This is a genomic window from Rhodococcus sp. WB1, from assembly GCF_001700945.1.
GTDB lineage: Bacteria > Actinomycetota > Actinomycetes > Mycobacteriales > Mycobacteriaceae > Rhodococcus > Rhodococcus aetherivorans.
Genome location: NZ_CP015529.1, coordinates 1168227 through 1188668, shown reverse-complemented (window position 1 = coordinate 1188668; position 20442 = coordinate 1168227). Strand labels below are relative to the sequence as shown.

Below are 20442 nucleotides of genomic sequence, written 5' to 3'. Positions count from 1 at the left end.
CCAATTGTCTGCGAGGAGGACCTCGTGCATCCCGTACTCGTCATCGCCCTCGGCGCCACCCTGCTCACCGTCGCCGGGATCGCCTTCGGCGGCACGTTCCTGCTGCGCGTCACCGGCGGGCGGGTGCCGGCCAACGAGCTGCAGAAGGCCTTCTTCCGGGCCGGTCACGCCCACGCCGGCGTCCTCGTCACCCTGGGATTGCTCGTGGCGGTGCTCACCGACGCGGTCGGCGCCTCACCCGGATGGGCCGCGGCCGGCGCGCTCGCCGTGCTCGGCTCGGCGATCCTGATCCCGGCCGGATTCTTCCTGTCCGTGCTCGGCCCCGACCCCCGGCGGCCGGGCGCGATGATCGCCTCGGTGTGGCTCGGCGCCGCCGCCCTCGTCGCCGGGGTGACGATCTCAGGCGTCGTGGTTCTCGGCGCCGGGATCGGCGCCCTGGCCTGACGCGCGAACCTGCTCGATCGCCGTCGAACGCGGATGCTCGGGCCCGGTGGTGATCGCCAGTCGGGGGGCGCGGTGCAGATGCTCGCGAGCGAAGGCCAGCGCCTGGGCCAGCGCCCGTGCCCGCGCGGACCGGGTACGCGCCCCCTGGGTGCTGACCTCCAGGACGACGTGCCCGGAGAAGTCGCTCTCGGCGAGGAGCCGGCACACCTGCTCACACGGCTGGCCCCCCTCGCCCGGGAGCAGATGTTCGTCCGTCGAAGCACCGTGGCCGTCCGCGAGGTGCAGATGGGCCAGACCACCGCCCATGCGCTCGGCGAGCGCCACCGCGTCCATCCCCGCCGTGGCGGTGTGCGAGAGGTCCAGCGTGTAGTGCGCGAAGCCGGTGTCGGTGGGATCGATCGACGGGCTGTAGGCCGACACCGCCCGGCCCGGCCCGCCCCGCTTGCGCATGCGCTGGGCGGTCCGGTCGCGGCCGCCGAAAAACACGTCGGCGCGCATCGGGTACATGTTCTCCACCGCGACGACCACGTGACTGCGGTCCTCGAGGTCCGCCACCTGATCCGCGAAGCCGTCCGCGTAGCGGCGCTGCCACCGGAACGGCGGATGCACCACCACCGACGTGGCACCGAACGATTCCGCCGCCCGCACCGACCGCTCGAGCTTCGCGGCCGGGTCCGAGCCCCACACGCGTTGCGAGATCAGCAGGCACGGCACGTGCACCGCCAGCACCGGTACGCCGTACTTGCGCACCAGCGCCTGCACCGCCCGCACGTCCTGGCTCACCGACTCGGCCCAGATCATCAGCTCCACGCCGTCGTAGCCGAGTTCGGCCGCATAGCGGAAGGCCGCCTCGGTGTTCTCCGGATACACCGAGGCGGTCGACAACCCGACCAGGATCTCTCGCGAAAGGACGCTCATGACGACGTGCGGATCAGCCGGTGGGCAGCAGGAACAACAGCGGACCGAACGTCACGAAGGCGCCCACGGCGAGAGCGATGAGCTGGCTCGTGATGTCGTCGGTGCGGCGGAGGATGCGCACCATCGCCACCAGGCCGACAATGACCAGAAGTGCGAGCGCGAACGCCACCCACGGCAACGCGTCCCACAACTGTTCGAAGCCCTTGAACAGCAGCGCGCCCGCGATGATCGCGACGACGCCCTCGCCGATCAGCCGCACCCACTGACCGATCGCGCCGCGCGGCTCACCGGTGTCGGACGGGGCCTCGTCCGGCTCAGCCGCGGCCGGGGTCTCCGCCGGGGCGGCAGTGCCGCGGCGACGGCGTGACCGCGCGGACCGCTCCTCCGGCTTCTCCTCGTCCGGCTCGTCCGCGGCGACGGGCTCGCCGATCGTCTCGGTGTCGCCGTCGGCGGTGTCGTCACCGTTGCCCCGCAGGTCGCTCGCGGGCCCGGACAGCAGCCTCGGCTCGGGGGCGTCGGCGGGCCGCGCCGGCGCGCTCGCGGTCACCTCGGCGTGGGCCCGCGCCCGCCGCGGCAGGACGGCCGGGCGGATGATCTCGGTCGGCGACTCGACCTTCACCGGCTGCACCCGCTCGGCGGCTGCCGGCTCCTCGCGCGTCCGGGGCGGCGACGGCTGGACCTGGGTCTCCGGCTCGACCTTCGGCGCCTCGAGTGCGAGGGGCTCGACCTTCGGCGTCGCCGACACCACGGGCCCCGCCTTCGCCGGCACGACGGGCTGCGCCTGTGCCGGCACCACGGGCCCCACCTTCGGCTTCTCCGGCACTACGGGCTCCACCTTCGGCTTCGCCGGCACCACGGGCTCCGGCTTCGCCGGCACCACGGGTGCCGCCTTCGCCGGCACCACGGGCGCCGCCTTCGGCGCCGCAGGCGGGGCGGACGCGGCCGGCTCGGCCACCGGAGCCTCGACCTCCGGGGCCTCCGGGGCCTTCGTCTCCGGAGGCTCGGGCTCCGGAATGCTGACGGGAATCTCTCCGGTCAGTTCCGCGACCGAGATTCCCCCACTGACGCCGCGGCGGCGACGTCCGCCGGCGCGGGAATTCACCTTCTGGCCGTTCCGGGCCAGCAGCTCCGCGACGGAGATCTGCCCGGTGTCGGTGCTGTGACCGTCCGTCATTGCGAAACCACCATCAATTCGCCCCCCATCTCGGTGTCGAGTTTGCGGAGGATGAGCCCCTCTCGCAGGGCCCAGGGACAGATGTCGAGCGTCTCCACTCCCAGCGCGCGCATGGCGGCCTCCGCGACCAGCGCACCGGCGACGATCTGCTGCGACCGGTCGGAGCTCACGCCCTCGAGCTCGGCACGGTCCGCGGTCGTCATGCGGGAGATGAACGCGATGAGCTGACGCAGCCCGGCGGCGGTCAGGGTGCGCCGCACGCGCGGGCCCGCCGACGACGGGGCGGCACCGGTCAGCCGCGCCAGGGTGCGGAAGGTCTTCGAGCTTCCGACGCACAGGTCGGGAACGCCGGCCGCACGAAGCTCCTGGGCGGGCCGGACGAGCTCGGCGTCGAGCCAGTCCCGCAGCACCGCGACGCGCCGCTTGCCGGGCGGGTCCTCGCTCAGCCAGTCCCGGGTGAGGCGACCGGCGCCGAGCTGCAGCGAGAACGCGCAGTCCGGGTCCTCGTCGCCGCCGAAGGTCAGCTCGAGGGAGCCTCCGCCGATGTCGAGGCACAGGATGCGTCCCGCGCTCCAGCCGTACCAGCGCCGGACCGCCAGGAACGTCAGCCGGGCCTCGTCCACGCCGGAGAGCACCTCGAGTGCGACGCCGGTCTCGGCGCGGACGCGACGGAGAACCGCTTCGGAGTTGTTGGCGTCGCGCACCGCGGAGGTCGCGAAGGCCATCAGCTCCTCGCACCCGGAGGTGCGGGCGATGCCCGCGAAGTCGGCGACCGTCTCGACCAGCCGGTCGGCGCCCTGCGGGGTGATGTCGCCGCGGTCGTCCGTGTTCTCGGACAGGCGCAGGGTGGCCTTCGTCGAACTCATGGGGGTGGGATGGCCACCGCGATGAGCGTCCACCACGAGCAGATGGACGGTGTTGCTTCCGACGTCGAGTACCCCTAGGCGCACATACATACGGTACTGGGTCTACCGTCGGGTCCTGTGACAGCAGGTATGCCCGGCGCCGCACACAAGCAGGTCCCGGCCCCCGAAGTTCCCCTCGACTTCCCGCGCGAATGGGTCGAGTTCACCGACCCGGACAACAGCGAGCACGTCGTCGCCGCCGACCTGACGTGGCTGCTCTCCCGCTGGACCTGCGTGTTCGGCACGCCCGCGTGCCAGGGCATCATCGCCGACCGCCCGGACGACGGGTGCTGCTCCCACGGGGCGTTCCTGTCGGACGACGACGATCGCGCCAAGCTGGACGCCGCCGTGAGACATCTCACTCCCGAGGACTGGCAGTTCATGGAGAAGGGACTCGGCAAGAAGGGCTACCTCGAGGAGGACGACCTCGAGGACGAGCCGGCCCTGCGCACCCGCCGCTACAAGGGTGCCTGCATCTTCCTCAACCGGCCCGGTTTCGCCGGTGGTATCGGCTGCTCGCTGCACAAGATGGCGCTGCGGCGCGGCATCGAACCCCTCGAGGTGAAGCCGGACGTGTGCTGGCAGCTGCCGATCCGCCGGACCCAGGACTGGGTCGAGCGCCCCGACGGCACCGAGGTGCTGCGCACCGTCGTCACCGAATACGACCGGCGCGGCTGGGGCGAGGGCGGCCACGACCTGGACTGGTACTGCTCCGGATCGCCGGACGCCCACGTGGGCGTCTCGCCGGTGTGGCAGTCGTACGCGCCGGAACTGCGCGAGCTGATCGGCGATGCCGCCTACGAGGAGCTCGCGCGGCTGTGCCGCCGCCGCGAGGGGCTGGGCCTGATCGCCGTGCACCCCGCGACGACGGCCGCCGCCGAGCGGACGCCGGAGCCCGCCCCCTACCCCTCGAGCTTGTAGCCGAGGCCGCGGACGGTGACCAGGTGCTGCGGCTTGGCGGGATCGGCCTCGATCTTCGAACGCAGCCGCTTGACGTGCACGTCGAGGGTCTTGGTGTCGCCGACGTAGTCGGCACCCCAGACCCGGTCGATGAGCTGGCCGCGCGTGAGCACCCGGCCGGAGTTGCGCAGGAGGTACTCGAGCAGGTCGAACTCCTTGAGCGGCAGGGTGACCGGTTTCCCGCCCACGTGCACGACGTGCCGGTCCACGTCCATCCGCACCGGCCCGGCCTCGAGGATCCCGTCGTCCTGTGCGGACTCGGCGTCGCTCTCCCCGCCGCGGCGCAGCACCGCGCGGATCCGGGCGATGAGTTCACGCGCCGAGTACGGCTTGGTGACGTAGTCGTCCGCTCCCAGCTCGAGGCCGACGACCTTGTCGATCTCGCTGTCGCGAGCGGTCACCATGATCACCGGCACGCCGGACCGGCTGCGCAGCTGCTTGCACACGTCGGTGCCGCTCATGCCGGGCAGCATCAGGTCGAGCAGGACGATGTCCGCGCCGGCCCGGTCGAACTCCGCGAGCGCCGACGGTCCGTCGCCGACGACGGTGGTGTCGAAGCCCTCCTTGCGCAGCAGGAACGCGAGCGGATCCGCCAGCGATTCCTCGTCCTCCACGATCAGCACACGCGTCACTGCTGGTCCTCCGTACCTTCCGTTACCTGGTGCATCCGGCTCGCTTCCGTTTCTCGTCGTGGATGTCGGCGTGGTCGTCACCGCTCCGCCGTCAGCGCCGCCCCGCCCTCGCGGCGAGGGGAGGCGACCTGCGACTCGCGGGGGTCGGCCGAGTGGGCGGGGATGAGGAGCGTGAACGTCGATCCGGTTCCCGGCTGGCTCCACAACCGGATCTCCCCGTTGTGGTTGGCGGCGACGTGCTTGACGATCGCCAGGCCGAGACCGGTGCCGCCGGTGGCGCGGGAACGGGCCTTGTCGACCCGGAAGAACCGTTCGAAGACGCGCTCCTGGTCCTCCTTCTCGATCCCGATGCCGCGGTCGGTCACCGCGATCGCCACCTTGCCCGCGCGCAGGGACCGGCTGACCGAGACCGGCGAGCCCGGGGACGAGTAGGCGACCGCGTTCTCGATGAGATTGGCCAGGGCGGTGACGAGCAGCGTCTGATCGCCGAGGACCTCGTAGCCGCTGGGGGCGTCGGTGGTGACGGTGATCTGCGCGTTCTCGGCGGTCAGGCGGGTGCGGCGCAGCGCCTCCTCGACGACGTCGTCGACCTCGACCACCTCGAGGTTCGGGAGCTTCTCGGCCCCCTGCAGACGCGAGAGCGCGATCAGTTCGGTCACCATGTTGCCGAGCCGGTTGGCCTCGCTCTGCAGCCGGGTTCCGAAGTGCCGCACGGATTCCGGGTCGTCGGCGGATTCGAGCAGGGCCTCGGCGAGCAAGGCCATCGCGCCCACCGGCGTCTTGAGTTCGTGGCTGACGTTGGCGACGAAGTCCCGGCGCGTGGCCTCCATCCGGACCTGCTCGGAGTCGTCGTAGGCGTAGAGCGCGACGAAGCGTGCGTCGTCGTCGAGCAGGCGCCGCGCGACGCAGCGCACCGCGACGCGCTCGCGACCGCGCGGGCTCTTCGCGGTGAGGTCGAGCTCGGCGGGCTCACCGGTCTCGAGGACCCGGGTGGCGGCCGCCCAGGCCGAGTCCTCGACGAGCCGGTTGCGGACGAGGCCGAGTTCCTCGGCGCGCGGGTTGAACAGGATGACGTCGTGGAACCGGTCGACGACGGCGATGCCCGTGTCCGCGCCGTAGACGACGCGGTCGAGCACCTGGGCCATGGTCAGGTCGGCGTCCGTGCGGTCGGTGGCCCGCCCCCGGAGGAGCCGCATCAGCACGATCGCGAACACGGCACCGAGGACGGCGGCCCCGGCGAGCAGCACGGCCTGCACAACAGTCACGTCTCGAATCGTACGTAGGCACGGCGGGACGGTGACAGCGGGTCGGGGCATTCCGCCGCACGTCACGCCGCATGTTCGCGGCATTTGCCGCGTGTTCACCGGCCGTTTCCCGGGGGCCGCGGGACGGCTGCCCGCGGCCCCCGGAGGGACTACCGTCCGCCCTGGCCGGCGACGGCGGCGGCACCGGCCGCGGCCGCCTCGGGATCGAGGTACGTGCCGCCCGGGTTCAGCGGGCGCAGGTTCTCGTCGAGGTCGTAGCGCAGCGGGATGCCGGTGGGGATGTTCAGCCCGGCGATCTCCTCGTCGGAGATCCCGTCGAGGTGCTTGACGAGGGCGCGCAACGAGTTGCCGTGGGCCGTGATCAGAACGGTCCGGCCGGCCCGCAGGTCCTGGGAGATGGTCTCCTCCCAGTACGGGATCAGGCGCTCGACGACGTCCTTCAGGCACTCGGTGAGCGGCACCTCGTCGACGTCCGCGTACCGGACGTCGCTGTCCTGGCTGTACTTGCTGCCGGGCTCGATCGGGGGCGGCGGGGTGTCGTAGCTGCGGCGCCACAGCATGAACTGCTCCTCGCCGAACTCCGCCTTGATCTCCGCCTTGTTCTTGCCCTGCAGCGCACCGTAGTGCCGCTCGTTCAGGCGCCAGTCACGCACGACCGGGATCCAGTGCCGATCCGCGGCGTCGAGCGCGTAGTTGGCGGTGCTGATCGCGCGGCGCAGCAGCGACGTGTACAGCACGTCCGGCAGGAGACCGTGCTCCGCGAGCAGCTCGCCGGCACGCTTGCCCTCGGCGATCCCCTTGTCGGTCAGGTGCACGTCCACCCACCCCGTGAAGAGGTTCATCGCGTTCCATTCGCTCTCGCCGTGGCGGAGCAACACAAGTGTTCCGTTGGTCATGGGCCAATCCTGGCACGCCCGGGCGGCGGTGCCACGTCCGCACCGTTCGGCGAATCCGCCCCGCGGGCCGCACACATCGGATATATGTGACAACGGTTGTTTTCAGAACGACGTCCGGATCGGGGGATTCTCGTGTTCGACACCCGGCTTTCCCGCCGCACCTTCCTCACCGCCCTGGGCGCGGTCGCGGTCGCGCCCACGACCGCTCACGCCGCACCGCGCTCGCCCGCGCTGCGCTCGGGGGGCCGGCGCGTCGCCGTGCTCGGCGGCGGGATAGCGGGCCTGACGGCCGCCCACGAACTGATCGAACGCGGCTTCGAGGTCACCGTCTTCGAACCGACCGCCCTCGGCGGCAAGGCCCGCAGCATCCCGTCGCCGGGCACCGGGTCCGGTGGACGCGCCGACCTGCCCGGCGAGCACGGCTTCCGCTTCTTCCCGGGCTTCTACCGGCACATCCCCGACACGATGCGGCGGATCCCCTTCCCGGGCAACCCGAACGGCGTGTTCGACAACCTCGTCGCCGGATCCGCCTTCCGGATGGCGATCCCCGGCGGGCCCGACCTGACCGCCCCCGCGTCGATCGCGCCGCTGCGCCCCGACGTCCTCGACCCCGCCTCGCTGCAGGAGTCCCTGGCCGCCGCCTTCTCCCTCGGCGGCGCGATCCCCCCGCACGAGCTGGCCGTCTTCACCCGCAAGCTGGTGATGTTCCTGACCAGCAGCCTCGAACGCCGCCACGGCCAGTGGGAGCACCAGACGTGGTCGCAGACGCTCGAGGCCGACGGCAAGTCGCCGGCCTACCGCAACATCCTCGTCTCGGCGCTGACCCGGCAACTGGTGGCCGCCCGGCCCACCGTCGCGTCCACCCGCACCATCGGCATCATGGGCCAGGCGTTCGTGTGGAACGCGATGGGCACCGTCCCCGAGTACGGTCACCTGGACCGGCTCCTCGCCGCCCCCACGAACGAGGCCTGGATCGACCCGTGGTCCGCGCACCTGCGCGCCCTCGGCGTTCGATTCGAAATGGGCTGGGCGGCCGAGGCTCTCGACATCTCCTCGGGCTCGATCACCGGAGTACGGCTGGTGGACGGCGGCGGCACCCGCGCCGTCGCCGAGGCCGACTGGTACGTCGCGGCGATGCCCGTGGAGCGGGCCGTGCCGCTGTGGTCACCGCGGATCGTCGCCGCCGATCCGCGGCTCGGAGCCATGCGGAACCTGCAGACGGACTGGATGGTGGGCATCCAGTACTTCCTGCGCCGGCCCACCCCGATCGCCGACGGGCACGTCGCCTACCTCGGCTCGCCGTGGGCCCTGACCTCCATCAGCCAGGGCCAGTTCTGGCGCGGGGACTTCGCCGCCCGCTACGGCGACGGCAGTGCCCACGACTGCCTGTCGGTGGACATCTCCGACTGGGACACCCCCGGCATCCTCCACGGGAAGACCGCGAAGGAGTGCACCGCCGAGGAGATCGCCCGGGAGACGTGGGCGCAGATGTCGGCGTGCCTCGACGACACCGGCACCGGCGTCCTCGACGAGAACGACGTCGTCTCGTGGTTCCTCGATCCCGGCGTCCGGTGGGACGCCGCGCAGGCCCGCAACACGAACGACACTCCCCTGCTCGTCAACACCGCCGGCTCGTGGGCCGACCGTCCGGACGCGCGCACCGCGATCCCGAGCCTCTTCCTCGCCGGCGACTACGTCCGCACCGACATCGATCTCGCGACCATGGAATCGGCCGGCGAATCGGCGCGGGCGGCCGTCGCCGCGCTGCTCGAGGCCGCCGACTCGCCCGCCGCACCGCCGGCGCGGTACCGCCTGCACGAGCCGCCCGAGCTCGAGCCGATGCGGCGGATCGACGCCGACCGCTACCGCGCCGGGCTGCCGCACATCCTCGACGTGTGACGTCGGGCGCGCGCTGCCCGGCGGCGAGAGGGTCCGGAGCGTGGTCCCGTCGGCACGGAAGCAGGATGCGGCGAACGGGCACGCGCCGGAGGCGGATTCGGACATACTTCCCTCGAACGCGACGAAAGGGTATGCCCGATGAGCGAGACCTCGGTCCTGGTGGTCGGCGCCGGCCCGGTCGGACTGACCGCCGCGCTGGAACTGCGCCGGCGCGGCGTCGACGTCGTGATCGTCGATCGGCTCCCGGAGCCGCCGCAGTACGCCAAGGCGGTCGGTATCCAGCCGCGCACGCTCGAGGTGTGGGACGCGATGGGCGTGCTCCGGCCGTCGCTCGACGTGTCCGCGCCGATGCACGGGCAGCTCGTGTACGTCGACGGGCAGGAGGTGATGCGCCTCGAACTCGCACTGCCCGAGGACGTGCCGTACCGATTCGTCTGCATGCCCCAGTACGCCACCGAACGGGTGCTGACGCAGGCCCTGGCCGAGCACGGTACCGTCGTGCGCCGCGGCGTCGAACTGACCGGCTTCGACCGGACCGCGGACGGCGTGGTCGCCGCCCTGCGCGACGGCGAGGACACGACGCGGCTGGCCGCCCGCTATCTGGTCGGCTGCGACGGCGCGCACAGCGCCGTGCGCAAGGGCCTCGGGGTGTCCTTCGACGGCGACGCTTTCCCCGAGGAGTACATGCTCGCCGACGTCGAACTGGACTGGTCGATGCCGGCCGGTTACGGCATCCGCGCGTCGACGCGGACCGACGGCACGACGACGGACATGATGGTGTGCATCCCGCTGCCCGGCGACGGCCGCTACCGCCTGTCGACGTTCGTCGCGCCGGACCTGGCGACGTCCGCGCCCGGCGTCGGAACCGTCGCGCACGGACTCGAGGGCGGGCGCCGGCCCACCCTCGGTCACATCCAGGCGGTGCTCGACCGGCTGGCGCCGGAACCGACGCGGGCGAGTGCCCTGCGCTGGTCGTCGGTGTTCCGGATCAGCCACCGCCTCGCCGGGAACTACGGTGGGGGCCGGGTGTTCCTGGCCGGGGACGCCGCGCACATCCATCCGCCCACCGGGGCGCAGGGCATGAATACCGGCATCCAGGACGCCTACAACCTCGGCTGGAAGCTCGCGCTGGCGGTGCAGGGCCGCGCCGCCGACGGCCTGCTCGACAGCTACGACGCCGAGCGCCGCCCCATCGGGGAGGAGGTGGTGGGCCGCACCGTGCGGCACGCCCGGCAGGGCATCGGGGCCGGCGAGACGGACGCGGCGACCGCGATCGCGCGCGAGGCCCAGTTGCTGCTCGGCTACCCCGGCAGCCCGCTCGTGGGCGGCGACGTGCCGGACGGCGGCGGTCCGGCCCCGGGTGATCGCGCCCCGGACGCGACGGGACTGCGACAGGACGCCGTCGCGTCGCCGCTCCGGCTGCACGAGCTGCTGCGCCACCCCGGTCACACGGTGCTGCTGTGGGCGCCGACGGTGCAGGCGCTGGCGTCCCAGCGGGAGCTGGCCGAGCGGGCGGCGGACCGTTTCGGCGACGCGCTGCGGGCGTACGTGCTCGTGGCGGGACCCGCCGGGACGCCGGCCGACGGCAGGGTGCTGCGCGACGACGCGGGCCGCGCCGCGCAGGCGTACGGGTTCGGCGGTGCCGCCGCGGCCGTGGTGGTGCGGCCGGACGGCTACGTCGGGTTCCGGGCGCAGGATCCGACGATCGAGGCGCTCGCGGCGCATCTCGGCCGGATCCTGCGGCCCGGACGTTAACCGGCTACGCCGTCGGCGTGCGCAGATCCTTGCGCAGGATCTTGCCCGCGGCGGACTTCGGAACGATGTCGATGAACTGCACCCGGCGCACCTTCTTGTGCGGCGAGACGCGCTCGGCGACGAACTCGATGACCTCGTCCTCGGTCAGCTCCGCGTTCGGCTGGCGCACGACGAACGCCTTCGGCACCTCCTCGCCCTCGTCGTCGAGCACGCCCACGACCGCGGCGTCGGCGATCTGCGGGTGGGTCAGCAGCAGCGCCTCGAGCTCGGCCGGCGGCACCTGGTAGCCCTTGTACTTGATCAGTTCCTTGAGCCGGTCGACGATCGTGACGTTGCCGGCCGCGTCCACCGTGGCGATGTCGCCGGTGTGCAGGAACCCGTCGGCGTCGAGGGTCTCCGCGGTGGCCTGCGGGTTGCCGAGGTAGCCGACCATCACGTTCGGGCCCTTGCACCACAGCTCACCCGGCTCGGAGACACCCTCGCCGGTCGGGTACGCGACCTCCTCGAGCGTGCCCGGGTCGACCAGCTTGCACTCCATGTTGGCGATCGTCGGGCCGACCGAGTCGAGCGGCACGTCGTCGCCGTCGAACGGGATGGCGTGGCTGACCGGGCTCATCTCCGACATGCCGTAGCCCTGGCGGATCTTGCAGCCGAGCCGCGCGGACACCGCACCGCCGAGTTCCTTGTCCAGGGGCGCGGCACCCGAGAACACGGTGTGCACGCTGGACAGGTCGAACTGGTCGACGAGGGGGTGCTTGGCGAGGGCCACCGCGACGGGCGGCGCGATGAACACGTACGTGCACTTCTGCTCGGCGACGATCCGCAGGAACTCCGGCAGGTCGAACTTCGGCATCGTCACCAGCGACGCCCGGTTGTACAGGGCCGCGTTGAGCAGCACGGTCATGCCGTAGATGTGGAAGAACGGCAGCACGGCGAGGACCTTGTCGGCGGCGCCGATGCCCATGCGCGGGTTGATCTGGCACACGTTGGCGACCAGGTTGGCGTGCGTGAGCATCACACCCTTCGGGCGGCCCGTGGTGCCCGACGAGTACGGCAGCACCGCCAGATGGGTGGCCGGATCGAACGACACCTCGGGGGCGGGCGCGTTCTCGGCGAGCAGGTCGCGCAGGGACGGGTGCCCCTCGGCGCCGTCGAGCACGACGAGGCGGTCGTCGGCGATGCCCACCTTGGCCGCGGCCTCCTTCGCGTGCGGCAGCAGCGGGGAGACGGTGAACAGGAACGTCGCCTTGGAATCCTCGAGCTGCTTGGCGATGTCCTCGGCGGTGTAGAGGGCATTGATCGTGGTGGCGGTCGCGCCCGCCCGCAGGATGCCGTGGAAGACGGACGCGAAGGCGGGCACGTTCGGCGAGAGCAGGCCGACGACGTCGCCGACCCCCACGCCGCGCGCCGCGAGGGCCCCGGCGATCGCGTCGATCTGCCCGATCAGGGCGCGGTAGTCGGTGACGGCCCCCGACGCGCCCTCGATCAGCGCCGGGCGACCGAGGTCCGCCTCCGCGATCGAACCGAACAGGAAGTCGTAGACACTCAGTGCCGGGATTTCGACGTCGGGAAACGGGCTGCGAAAGCTCATGGGTTCTCCTCGGGAGCAGGACTCTGTGGCACGCCGTGCCAGACGTGCCGGGAGTACGGTACCTGACCGCTGTGAAGGCAGTCACACGCACGCCGGACATTACCGCGTCGGGGGCCGTCGCGTGCCCGGTCGCGCGCGCCCGGACCCAGCCGATCGGGCAGTGTCGGCGCCCGCCCCGGCGCTCTAGGCTCGGCCGGATGACGGACGTCGTGCATTCGCTGGACCCGTTCTCCGGCTGCGCCCCCTCGCCGGCGACGGTCTCGACGGACTGGGACGAGATCCGGGCGTGGTCGGACCAGGTGTACATGCCCTATCGCGTGCGGCCGAGCGGGCGCCTGCTGCGCCCGCGATCGAGCATGTTCTCCGCCGCGATCGGCGACATCGTGCTCACCCGGTTCCGGTACGGGATCCCGGTGACCGTCGACCAGCTCTCGGCCGAGGCCGGCAACATCCTGGTGCTGACGACGATCCGCGGTCACGCCCGGCACCGGGTCGCAGCGGGCGAGGTGGAGATCGACTCCGGCGCCACCTTCGTGGCCGACTGCAGCCGGATCGAGCACCGCGTCGACTTCGACGACGAGCATCTCCAGCTCAACCTGACGGTGCCGCACCGGCTCGTCGCCGACCTCGCCGACCGCTGGTTCGGCGTCGTTCCCGACGACCGTCTGTGGCAGCACAAGTGCGTCGTCGGGGCCGGATCGTCGGGCTGGAACGCGCTGCTCGCGTATGCGGTCCGCGCGATCCGCGCCGATCCGGTGCGCATCGCGCAGGGCCCGCCGGGCGCTCACCTGCAGGAGCTGCTCCTCGGTCACCTCGTCACCGAATGGGCCGCCGCAGCGGGCGTCGCGCTCGACGCCGACCGGCAGCCGGCCGCGCCGGCGTACGTCCGCCGCGCGGAACAGTACATCCGCGAGCACGCCGCGGATCTGCCCACGGTCTCCGAGATCGCCGCCGCCGTGGGCGTCAGCGTGCGCGCACTGTCGGGCGGGTTCCGCCGCCACCTGGACACGACGCCGAACCGGTACCTGAGCGACGTGCGATTGCAGCACATCCGCGACGAACTCGCCGCGGCGTCGGCCGAGTGCACCGTCTCCGCGGTGGCGGCCCGCTGGGGCTACGTCAACATGGGCGTCTTCGCCGCCGCCTACCGTCGCCGATTCGGCGAGAACCCGTCGCGGACCCTCGCCCGGGCCCGCGGACGGTGAATGCCGAAATCCGACAGCGCGTGCCGATCGGAGGTGGCCCACGTCACACCCCTGTCCGTAGCGTCCGCATCCGACGCCGGTGAGCCCACCGGCGGCGGACCCGCGCACAGGAGGAACCGTGACAGACGACTTCGCGAGCACCATGGATGCAGCCCTACGGGAACTCACCCACAGCCCGGGGGGCCTGCCGGGCGTGGTGGCCATGCTCACCGACCGGGACGACGTGGTGTATTCGGGGGTGGCCGGGGAACGGGCGGCCGGGTCCGGCACGGCCATGACCGCCGATACCGTGTTCGCCGCCTTCTCCACGACGAAGGCGATCACCGGCACCGCAGCACTCCAGTGCGTCGAGGAGGGCCTGCTCGACCTCGACGTCCCCGCCGCCCGGTATGTGCCGGAGATCGGGGACCTCCAGGTTCTCGAGGGCTTCGGAACGGACGGCGAGCCCCTGCTGCGCGCGCCGAAACGGGACATCACCACCCGCATGCTGCTGCTCCACACAGCCGGCCTCGGGTACGACTTCTTCGACGAGAACTACCGGCGTCTCGCCGAGGAGCACGGTCAGCCCAGCGTCATCACGGCGTCGAAGGCCGCGCTGCGGACCCCGCTGCTGTTCGATCCGGGCGAGCGGTGGATGTACGGCTCGAACATCGACTGGTGCGGGCTGGTGGTCGAGGCCGTGCGGGGCCGGCGCCTCGGGGAGGTGATGCGCGAACGGATCTTCGAGCCCCTCGGGATGGCGGACACGGCGTTCACCCTCACCGCCGACATGCGCGACCGGCTCGCCGTCGTCCACCAGCGCGGCGAGGACGGGACCGTCGTACCGATGCCCGAGATGGTGCTCCCCCAGGATCCGGAGGTCCACATGGGGGGCCACGGTCTGTACACGACCGTCCCGGACTACCTGAGGTTCCTCCGGATGTGGCTGCGCGACGGGGACGCGCCCGGCGGCCGGGTGCTGGCCGCCGGAACGGTCGCCGACGCGGTGCGCGGCGGTTTGGACGGGCAGCAGATCACCGCCCTGCCGGGCGTGATCCCCGCGCTGTCGAACGATGCGGAGTTCTTCCCCGGGCTACCCAAGGACTGGGCATACACGTTCATGGTCAACGAGGAGCCGGCGCCGACGGGTCGGCCCGCCGGGGCGCTCGGCTGGGCCGGCCTGGCGAACCTGTACTACTGGATCGACCGCCAGAACGGCATCGCCGGTTTCTGGGCTACCCAGATCCTGCCCTTCGCCGACGCCGTCTCGTTCGGGGGATACCTCGACTTCGAGGCCGCCGCCTACCGCCGGTCGGCCGCGTCGCGGATCCGGTGAGAACCCGACGAACCCCGCGTGCGGTGCACGCGGGGTTCGTTCGGCTGCTACGGGCGTGAGCCCGGGCGGTGGGGTCAGAGGTACTGACCGCACACCGGCCACGCACCGACGCCCTGGCCGGCGAGGACGTTCTCGGCGATGGCGATCTGCTGCTCCCGGGTCGCCTGGTCGGCGGTGGGGGCGTACTGCTGGCCGCCGTAGGCGTTCCAGGTGCTCGGCGAGAACTGCAGGCCACCGTGGTAGCCGTTGCCGTTGTTGATGGCCCAGTTCCCACTGCTCTCGCACTGCGCGACGGCGTCCCAGTTGCCGGAGGCGGCGTTGGCGGTGCCGGTGCCGAGTGCGAACGGGGTGACGGCCAGGGCCGCGGTGGCGGCGACGGTGCCGAGGGCGCGCTTGAAGGTGAAGTTTGCCATGATGCGGTTGAATTCCTCTCGCGTCTGCTGGCGAGGCACTGCGGCGGCCGACGATGTCGATCCCGCTGCCCGGATTCGGAGCTGTGCCTCGTCCCTGCCCCTCGATCAGGTATCGAGTTCCGGTCCCGCGGGGCAGAGTCAGCGGCGACGGGCCGGTGTTGCTTGCCCGGTGGTATCGGGCTGATTACGACGCTAGAGACTCATCACGGATCGGTCACGCGCTGTTTTCCGGCACGCCCGTCTCACATTCCAAGATCGGGCGGCAGCGTTTTCCCAGGTGACGTCCGAGTAATCGCCGTTTCGAAACCGTGTAGTTACACGGCCGTTATGTGACCATGCTCACAGTAATATTGTGGCTCGGGTCACCGATATCGCGGCGTTACGGCTGCGCGTCCTCCACCACGAAGGGCCGGCCGTCCTCGATCAGGTGCCGGAAGGGTTCGAGATTGCGGAGCGACTCGCCCCGCGAGACCCGCCACTCCCACTCCCGCTTGATGGAGGTGAGGAATCCGAGTCCGAGAATGACGTTGAAATCGTGGTCGGCGGCCTCGAGCACCTGGCCGAGCACCGTGTCCAGTTCGTCCGGAGTGACCGAGGCCTCCGACATCCGGCCGACGAGGTAGATGTCCCCGATCTTGTCGAGGGTGTACGCGACCCCGTACAGCCGCCGATTGCGGCGGAGCAGGTACCGGTAGACGCCCTCGAAGTTCTCGTCGGGCTTGCGGCACACGAACGCCTCGATGCGCAGGCCGTGGTTGCCGGGACTGAGCAGCGTCGTCGTCTTGAGCTTGTTCTCCCCCGGCAGGTCGACGACGAAGTGCCCACCCTCCTTGCGGGAGAACTCGAGGCCGCGATCGCGCAGCGTCGCCTCGATCGTCTCGCTCAGTCGCTCGCTCACGCCCGTACCCCCGTCGTCCGCCGGATCTTCCACACTCCGCGTTGCCGGCGCAGCGGGAACTCGCCGGTCCCGAGCGAACGGTTCCGCAGCGCACCGGCCTTACGGTAACTGGCGAGCAGACCCTCCGCGGTGTGCTCCCAGGAGAAGTTCTCCGCGTGCAGGGGCGCGGCCGCCGCGAGCGCAGCCCGCCGTCCCGGGTCCGTGACCAGCGCGCGCAGCGCGGCGGCCCAGTCGTCGGTGCGATGGCCGTCGACGAGCAGCCCGGTCTCGCCGTCGCGCACCGCGACGCCGAGGCCACCGACGTTCGCGGCCAGCACGGGGGTTCCGCAGGCCTGCGCCTCGATCGCCACCAGGCCGAACGACTCGGAGTAGCTCGGCACCGCCACCACGTCCGAGGCGCGGTAGACCTGCACCAGCCGCTCGGGTGGCTGCGGGGGCAGGAACGTCACCCGGGCGGCGATTCCGAGCTCGGCGGCCAGTTCGATCAGCGAGTGCGGCCGCTCGAGTCCCGTGCCGGAGGGCCCGCCGACCACCAGCACGCGCAGGGGTACCTCCGGGTCGGCGGACATCGCCGCCGCAGCGGCCCGCAGCAGCACGTCCGGTGCCTTGAGCGGCTGGATGCGCCCGACGAAGGTCACGATCGTCTCGCGGGGGTCGAGGCCGAGGCCCGCCCGGGCGGCCGCCCGGTCCCCCGGCCGGTAACGGGACAGGTCCGCACCCGGCGCCACCACGTCCACCCGCGACGGGTCGGCGCCGTAGCTGCGTTCGAGCTGCGCCGCCTCGTCGACCGTGTTGGCGACGAGCCGGTCGGACTCGGCGACCACCTGCTGCTCGCCGATCTGCCGGGCCGCGGGCTCGGGTACGTCACCGTCGGCGAGCGAAGCGTTCTTCACGGCGGCGAGCGTGTGCGCGGTGTGCACCAGCGGGACTCCCCACCGGTCCCGGGCGAGCCAGCCCACCTGGCCGGACAGCCAGTAGTGCGAGTGCACGAGGTCGTAGTAGCCCTGCGGGTGACGGGCCTCCTCCCGCAGCACCCCGGCCGCGAACGCGCACAGCTGCGTGGGCAGGTCGTGCTTGTCGAGCCCCTCGTACGGACCGGCCGCGACGTTGCGCACGAGCACGCCGGGTGCCGCCTCCTGCACCACGGGGTCGGCCGACGACGTCGCCCGGGTGAAGATCTCCACCTCGACCCCGCGGCGCGCGAGCTGCACGGCGGTCTGCAGAACGTAGACGTTCATCCCGCCGGCGTCCCCGGTGCCGGGCTGCGCGAGCGGCGAGGTGTGGACCGACAGGACGGCCACGCGGCGGGGACGGCTGTTCGACTTCGACGTCACTTCTCCATACTGCCCTGCCGCACATCCCCGCCCGGCTCCGCCCTCCCCTGCGCTCCGGCGCGCTGCGGCTGCTCGACGCGGCACCCCGGCCGTTCAGGAATGCTCGCCGGCCTCGAAACCCGCGACGGCGCGGCGCACCGCCGCGTGGAAGGGGCTCCACAGGAACCAGGTCCCGAACTCGCGCACCAGCGCGGACGGCCCGTGCACCTGCACGCTGCCGTCGTCGATCGCCTCGGCGAGGGTCCGGGTGCCGGCGAAGACGCGCATCAGGGCCACCGGTTCCCCGGTCACGTACAGGTCGACGTCGAACCCCGGCGGCTTGCGGCACACCGACGGCTCGCCCCGGTCCAGGACGATCCACAGGCGAATCGGGGCGGGACCGGTGTAGTCGAACTCGATCACCACCCGCCGCTGCGGCACCCGGTCGCGGTCCACCCGGCGGTGCATCCACCACGTCAGCGTCACCGGGTCGACCTCGGCGGGCACCGGTTCGGCGAACAACCACTTCACCGCCCACTCCCCGATCGCGACGAGGATCGGGGCGAGTTCGCGGCCGGCCGGGGTCAGGCGGTACTCGCAGCCGCGGGCCTGCGGGACCCGCTCCAGCACGCCCTTGCGTTCGAGGTGCCGCAGCCGGGTGGCCAGCAGGGTGCGGGAGATGCCGGGGAGGCCGCGCTCAATCTCGTTGAAACGGGTACTGCCGTAGACCATTTCGCGCAGGATCAGCGGGGTCCACCGGTCGGCGAGCACTTCGCTGCCGATCGAGACCGGACAGTACTGCCCGTACTCGCGCACATCTCCAGAGTAGGTCCAGAACGTGCACTGGGCGGCATCGATCTGCGCCCCTACCGTCGAGACATGACCACCGTAGACATCACCCAGTCCCCCCGCTCCCGCCCTCGCGAGGAACTCGCCGCCCGCGCCGACGAACTGGGCCGGCGGATCGCCCCGTACGCCCGCGCCCACGACCGCGACGGCACGTTCGTCGCCGAGGCCTACGAGATCCTGCGCTCCGAGGGCCGCCTCGCGCTCGCCGTCCCGCGCGAGCTCGGCGGCGACGGCGCGACCGTGCGCGACGTCGCCACCGTGCAACGCACCCTGGCGCACCACTGCGCGGCCACCGCCCTCGCCTCGTCCATGCACCACCACGTCGTGCTCGCCGCCGCGTGGCGGTACCGGCACGGCGCGCCCGGCGCGGACCGGATGCTGCGCCGCGTCGCCGGGGAGGGACTCGTGCTCGTCTCCACCGGCGGCGCCGACCAGACCCGGCCGCGCGGGACCGCCCGGAAGGTGCCCGGTGGCTACCGCGTCGACGGCCGCAAGGTGTTCTGCAGCCAGGCCCCGGTCGGCGACGTGCTCGCCACCATGTTCCCGTACGACGACCCCGACGAGGGCCGCATCGTGCTCAACATGATGGTCCCGATGAAGGCCGACGGGGTGCGGGTCCTCGACAACTGGGACTCGCTCGGCATGCGCGGGACCGGCAGCCACGACGTCGAGCTGACCGACGTGTTCGTCCCGGACGCGGCCGTGGTCGCCCGCCGCCCGTACGGGGTGATCGACCCGCCGTTCCAGCTGGTGCTCAGCGTCGCCATGCCCGTCGTCGCGGCCGTGTACCTCGGGGTTGCGGAGGCCGCGCACGCGCACGCGACCGCGCTCGTCGCCGGGACGCCGCGGGCCGGCGACCCGAGCGTGCGACGCCAGCTCGGCGTCGCGGCCACCCGCCTGCAGGTCGCGTCGTGGGCCCTCGACGGTGCCCTCGACGTCGTCGGCGACGACCCGGTGCCGTCGATGACCACGGTCGCCGCGGTGATGACCGCCAAGGCCGAGATCGCGCGGACCGCGATCGAGGTGTGCGACCTGGCCCTCGACGTCGCCGGGGGCCGCGGCTTCTACCGGTCGAGCCCGCTCGAGCAGTGCTACCGCGACGTGCGCGGGGTCAAGTTCCACCCGCTCACGCCGGAGGAGACACTGCTGCTCGCCGGGGCGCAGGCGCTCGGGTCGGCAGCGGCTACAGCGATCCCGCGAAGCGCGTGACCTCGGCGGCGAACCGCTGCGGGTCCTCGACGAACGGGCCGTGGTCGGTGCCCTCCCAGAACGAGGTCGTCGCGTTCGGCAGCAGCGACGCCGCGTGCTCGGCGGCCGAGACGTCGACGACCGAGTCGGCCGTGCCGTGCAGGACGAGCACGGGCGTGTCGAGGCCCCGCAGCAGCTCGTCGTTGCGCACCGTCCGCGCGAACATCGCCGCCCGCACGCGGGGCGGGGTGCACAGGCTGGTGCCGAACAGCGCCTGTGCCGCGACGCCCTTGCCCTCCCCGGGCCCGGTGAGGGCCGTGCCGAAGGCGCCCAGGGCGCGGATCGCCGTCGCCGCGTCCTCGGACATCGCGTCGGGGACGGCCGCGCGCATGGCCGCCCCGACCTTGCCGCCCTTCTCGCCCCGGCCGATGCTGGTGATCGCGCCGACCAGCACGATCCCGGCGACGCGGTCGGTGCCGTGGGTCGCGAGGTAGTCGCAGATCACCAGGCCGCCGTAGGACCAGCCGAGCAGCACCGCCCCGTGGGCGCCTTCGGCGTCGAGCACGGCCTGCACGTCCGCGGCCCACAGCTTCGACTCGTCGTATCCGGTCTCCGGGGCCCCGGAGTACCCGTGTCCGCGCAGGTCGACGGCGATCACCCGGTGGGTGCGGGCCAGCTCGTCGAGCACGGCCTCGCCCCAGCACCGCGACGACTGGGCCCAGCCGTGCAGCAGGACCAGCGGGCGGTGGGCGGGATCGCCGGTGACGCGGTAGACGATGGGGGTGCCGTCGGAGCTCTCGACCTCGCGGATTGTCATGCGGG

General features: G+C 72.2%; 19 protein-coding genes. 7 read left to right on the top strand and 12 right to left on the bottom strand.

Annotation, left to right across the window (positions count from 1 at the left end):
* The first annotated feature begins 24 nt into the window (after window positions 1–24).
* Window positions 25–444, top strand: coding sequence for a hypothetical protein (locus A4U64_RS05365; RefSeq protein ID WP_006935984.1), 420 nt, complete (start codon window positions 25–27; stop codon window positions 442–444).
* Here the strand turns inward: A4U64_RS05365 and A4U64_RS05360 are convergent.
* The 3 genes from A4U64_RS05360 to A4U64_RS05350 are packed head-to-tail and all read right to left on the bottom strand — an operon-like array spanning window position 400 to window position 3486.
* Window positions 400–1362, bottom strand: coding sequence for a sugar phosphate isomerase/epimerase family protein (locus A4U64_RS05360; protein ID WP_006935986.1), 963 nt, complete (start codon window positions 1360–1362; stop codon window positions 400–402). The genes A4U64_RS05365 and A4U64_RS05360 overlap by 45 nt on opposite strands.
* Before the next feature lie 13 nt (window positions 1363–1375).
* Window positions 1376–2536 (bottom strand): hypothetical protein, encoded by a 1161-nt coding sequence (locus A4U64_RS05355; RefSeq protein WP_065922295.1) that lies wholly within the window; start codon window positions 2534–2536, stop codon window positions 1376–1378.
* Entirely contained in the window at window positions 2533–3486 is a 954-nt protein-coding gene (locus A4U64_RS05350) for a Ppx/GppA phosphatase family protein (RefSeq protein WP_029545150.1), read from the bottom strand. Before A4U64_RS05350 ends, A4U64_RS05355 begins: the two co-directional genes overlap by 4 nt.
* 45 nt (window positions 3487–3531) lie before the next feature.
* On the opposite strand from A4U64_RS05350, the gene A4U64_RS05345 reads away from it, so the two are divergent.
* On the top strand, window positions 3532–4362 hold the full coding sequence (locus A4U64_RS05345) for a hypothetical protein (protein ID WP_065922294.1): 831 nt from the start codon (window positions 3532–3534) through the stop codon (window positions 4360–4362).
* Here the strand turns inward: A4U64_RS05345 and A4U64_RS05340 are convergent.
* From A4U64_RS05340 to A4U64_RS05330, 3 genes are all read right to left on the bottom strand, one after another.
* Entirely contained in the window at window positions 4344–5033 is a 690-nt protein-coding gene (locus tag A4U64_RS05340) for a response regulator transcription factor (protein ID WP_029545153.1), read from the bottom strand. The two genes, A4U64_RS05345 and A4U64_RS05340, sit on opposite strands and share 19 nt — an antisense overlap.
* Before the next feature lie 77 nt (window positions 5034–5110).
* Entirely contained in the window at window positions 5111–6229 is a 1119-nt protein-coding gene (locus tag A4U64_RS05335) for a sensor histidine kinase (protein ID WP_231386031.1), read from the bottom strand.
* A gap of 218 nt (window positions 6230–6447) precedes the next feature.
* A complete protein-coding gene (locus A4U64_RS05330; protein ID WP_006936001.1) occupies window positions 6448–7194 on the bottom strand; it encodes a phosphoglyceromutase in 747 nt (248 codons plus the stop codon).
* Between the two features lie 132 nt (window positions 7195–7326).
* Between A4U64_RS05330 and A4U64_RS05325 the strand changes: the two genes are divergently transcribed.
* Both A4U64_RS05325 and A4U64_RS05320 read left to right on the top strand, forming a co-directional pair.
* Window positions 7327–9093, top strand: a complete 1767-nt coding sequence (locus tag A4U64_RS05325; RefSeq protein WP_029545157.1) for a hydroxysqualene dehydroxylase — start codon at window positions 7327–7329, stop codon at window positions 9091–9093.
* 138 nt (window positions 9094–9231) lie between these two features.
* Window positions 9232–10848, top strand: a complete 1617-nt coding sequence (locus A4U64_RS05320; RefSeq protein ID WP_043803252.1) for an FAD-dependent oxidoreductase — start codon at window positions 9232–9234, stop codon at window positions 10846–10848.
* A gap of 4 nt (window positions 10849–10852) precedes the next feature.
* Here A4U64_RS05320 and A4U64_RS05315 read toward each other — a convergent pair whose 3' ends face one another.
* On the bottom strand, window positions 10853–12439 hold the full coding sequence (locus A4U64_RS05315) for an AMP-binding protein (protein WP_050035624.1): 1587 nt from the start codon (window positions 12437–12439) through the stop codon (window positions 10853–10855).
* Window positions 12440–12636: 197 nt separating this feature from the next.
* Here A4U64_RS05315 and A4U64_RS05310 point away from each other — a divergent pair, with 197 nt between their 5' ends.
* Together A4U64_RS05310 and A4U64_RS05305 are read left to right on the top strand one after the other, a co-directional pair.
* Window positions 12637–13644 carry a helix-turn-helix transcriptional regulator gene (locus A4U64_RS05310; RefSeq protein WP_044475929.1) on the top strand — a complete coding sequence of 336 codons (1008 nt, stop codon included), beginning with the start codon at window positions 12637–12639 and terminating at the stop codon, window positions 13642–13644.
* A 142-nt stretch (window positions 13645–13786) separates the two neighbouring features.
* Window positions 13787–14959, top strand: coding sequence for a serine hydrolase domain-containing protein (locus A4U64_RS05305; protein ID WP_044475934.1), 1173 nt, complete (start codon window positions 13787–13789; stop codon window positions 14957–14959).
* A 74-nt stretch (window positions 14960–15033) separates the two neighbouring features.
* Here the strand turns inward: A4U64_RS05305 and A4U64_RS05300 are convergent, their stop codons facing one another.
* The 4 genes from A4U64_RS05300 to A4U64_RS05285 all read right to left on the bottom strand — a co-directional run bounded on the left by A4U64_RS05300 (window position 15034) and on the right by A4U64_RS05285 (window position 18399).
* On the bottom strand, window positions 15034–15372 hold the full coding sequence (locus A4U64_RS05300; RefSeq protein WP_006936011.1) for a transglycosylase family protein: 339 nt from the start codon (window positions 15370–15372) through the stop codon (window positions 15034–15036).
* A gap of 379 nt (window positions 15373–15751) precedes the next feature.
* Window positions 15752–16270: a YbjN domain-containing protein gene (locus tag A4U64_RS05295; protein WP_006936013.1), complete on the bottom strand. Its 519-nt coding sequence runs from the start codon at window positions 16268–16270 to the stop codon at window positions 15752–15754.
* Window positions 16267–17604: a D-inositol-3-phosphate glycosyltransferase gene (gene mshA / locus A4U64_RS05290; protein WP_006936015.1), complete on the bottom strand. Its 1338-nt coding sequence runs from the start codon at window positions 17602–17604 to the stop codon at window positions 16267–16269. The genes A4U64_RS05295 and mshA overlap by 4 nt, the downstream gene beginning before the upstream one ends.
* A 93-nt stretch (window positions 17605–17697) precedes the next feature.
* Window positions 17698–18399, bottom strand: coding sequence for a winged helix-turn-helix transcriptional regulator (locus A4U64_RS05285; RefSeq protein WP_029545165.1), 702 nt, complete (start codon window positions 18397–18399; stop codon window positions 17698–17700).
* Window positions 18400–18462: 63 nt separating this feature from the next.
* On the opposite strand from A4U64_RS05285, the gene A4U64_RS05280 reads away from it, so the two are divergent.
* On the top strand, window positions 18463–19641 hold the full coding sequence (locus A4U64_RS05280; protein ID WP_050035625.1) for an acyl-CoA dehydrogenase family protein: 1179 nt from the start codon (window positions 18463–18465) through the stop codon (window positions 19639–19641).
* Here A4U64_RS05280 and A4U64_RS05275 read toward each other — a convergent pair.
* A complete protein-coding gene (locus A4U64_RS05275) occupies window positions 19616–20437 on the bottom strand; it encodes an alpha/beta fold hydrolase (RefSeq protein WP_006942311.1) in 822 nt (273 codons plus the stop codon). The genes A4U64_RS05280 and A4U64_RS05275 overlap by 26 nt on opposite strands.
* Window positions 20438–20442 lie beyond the last annotated feature (5 nt).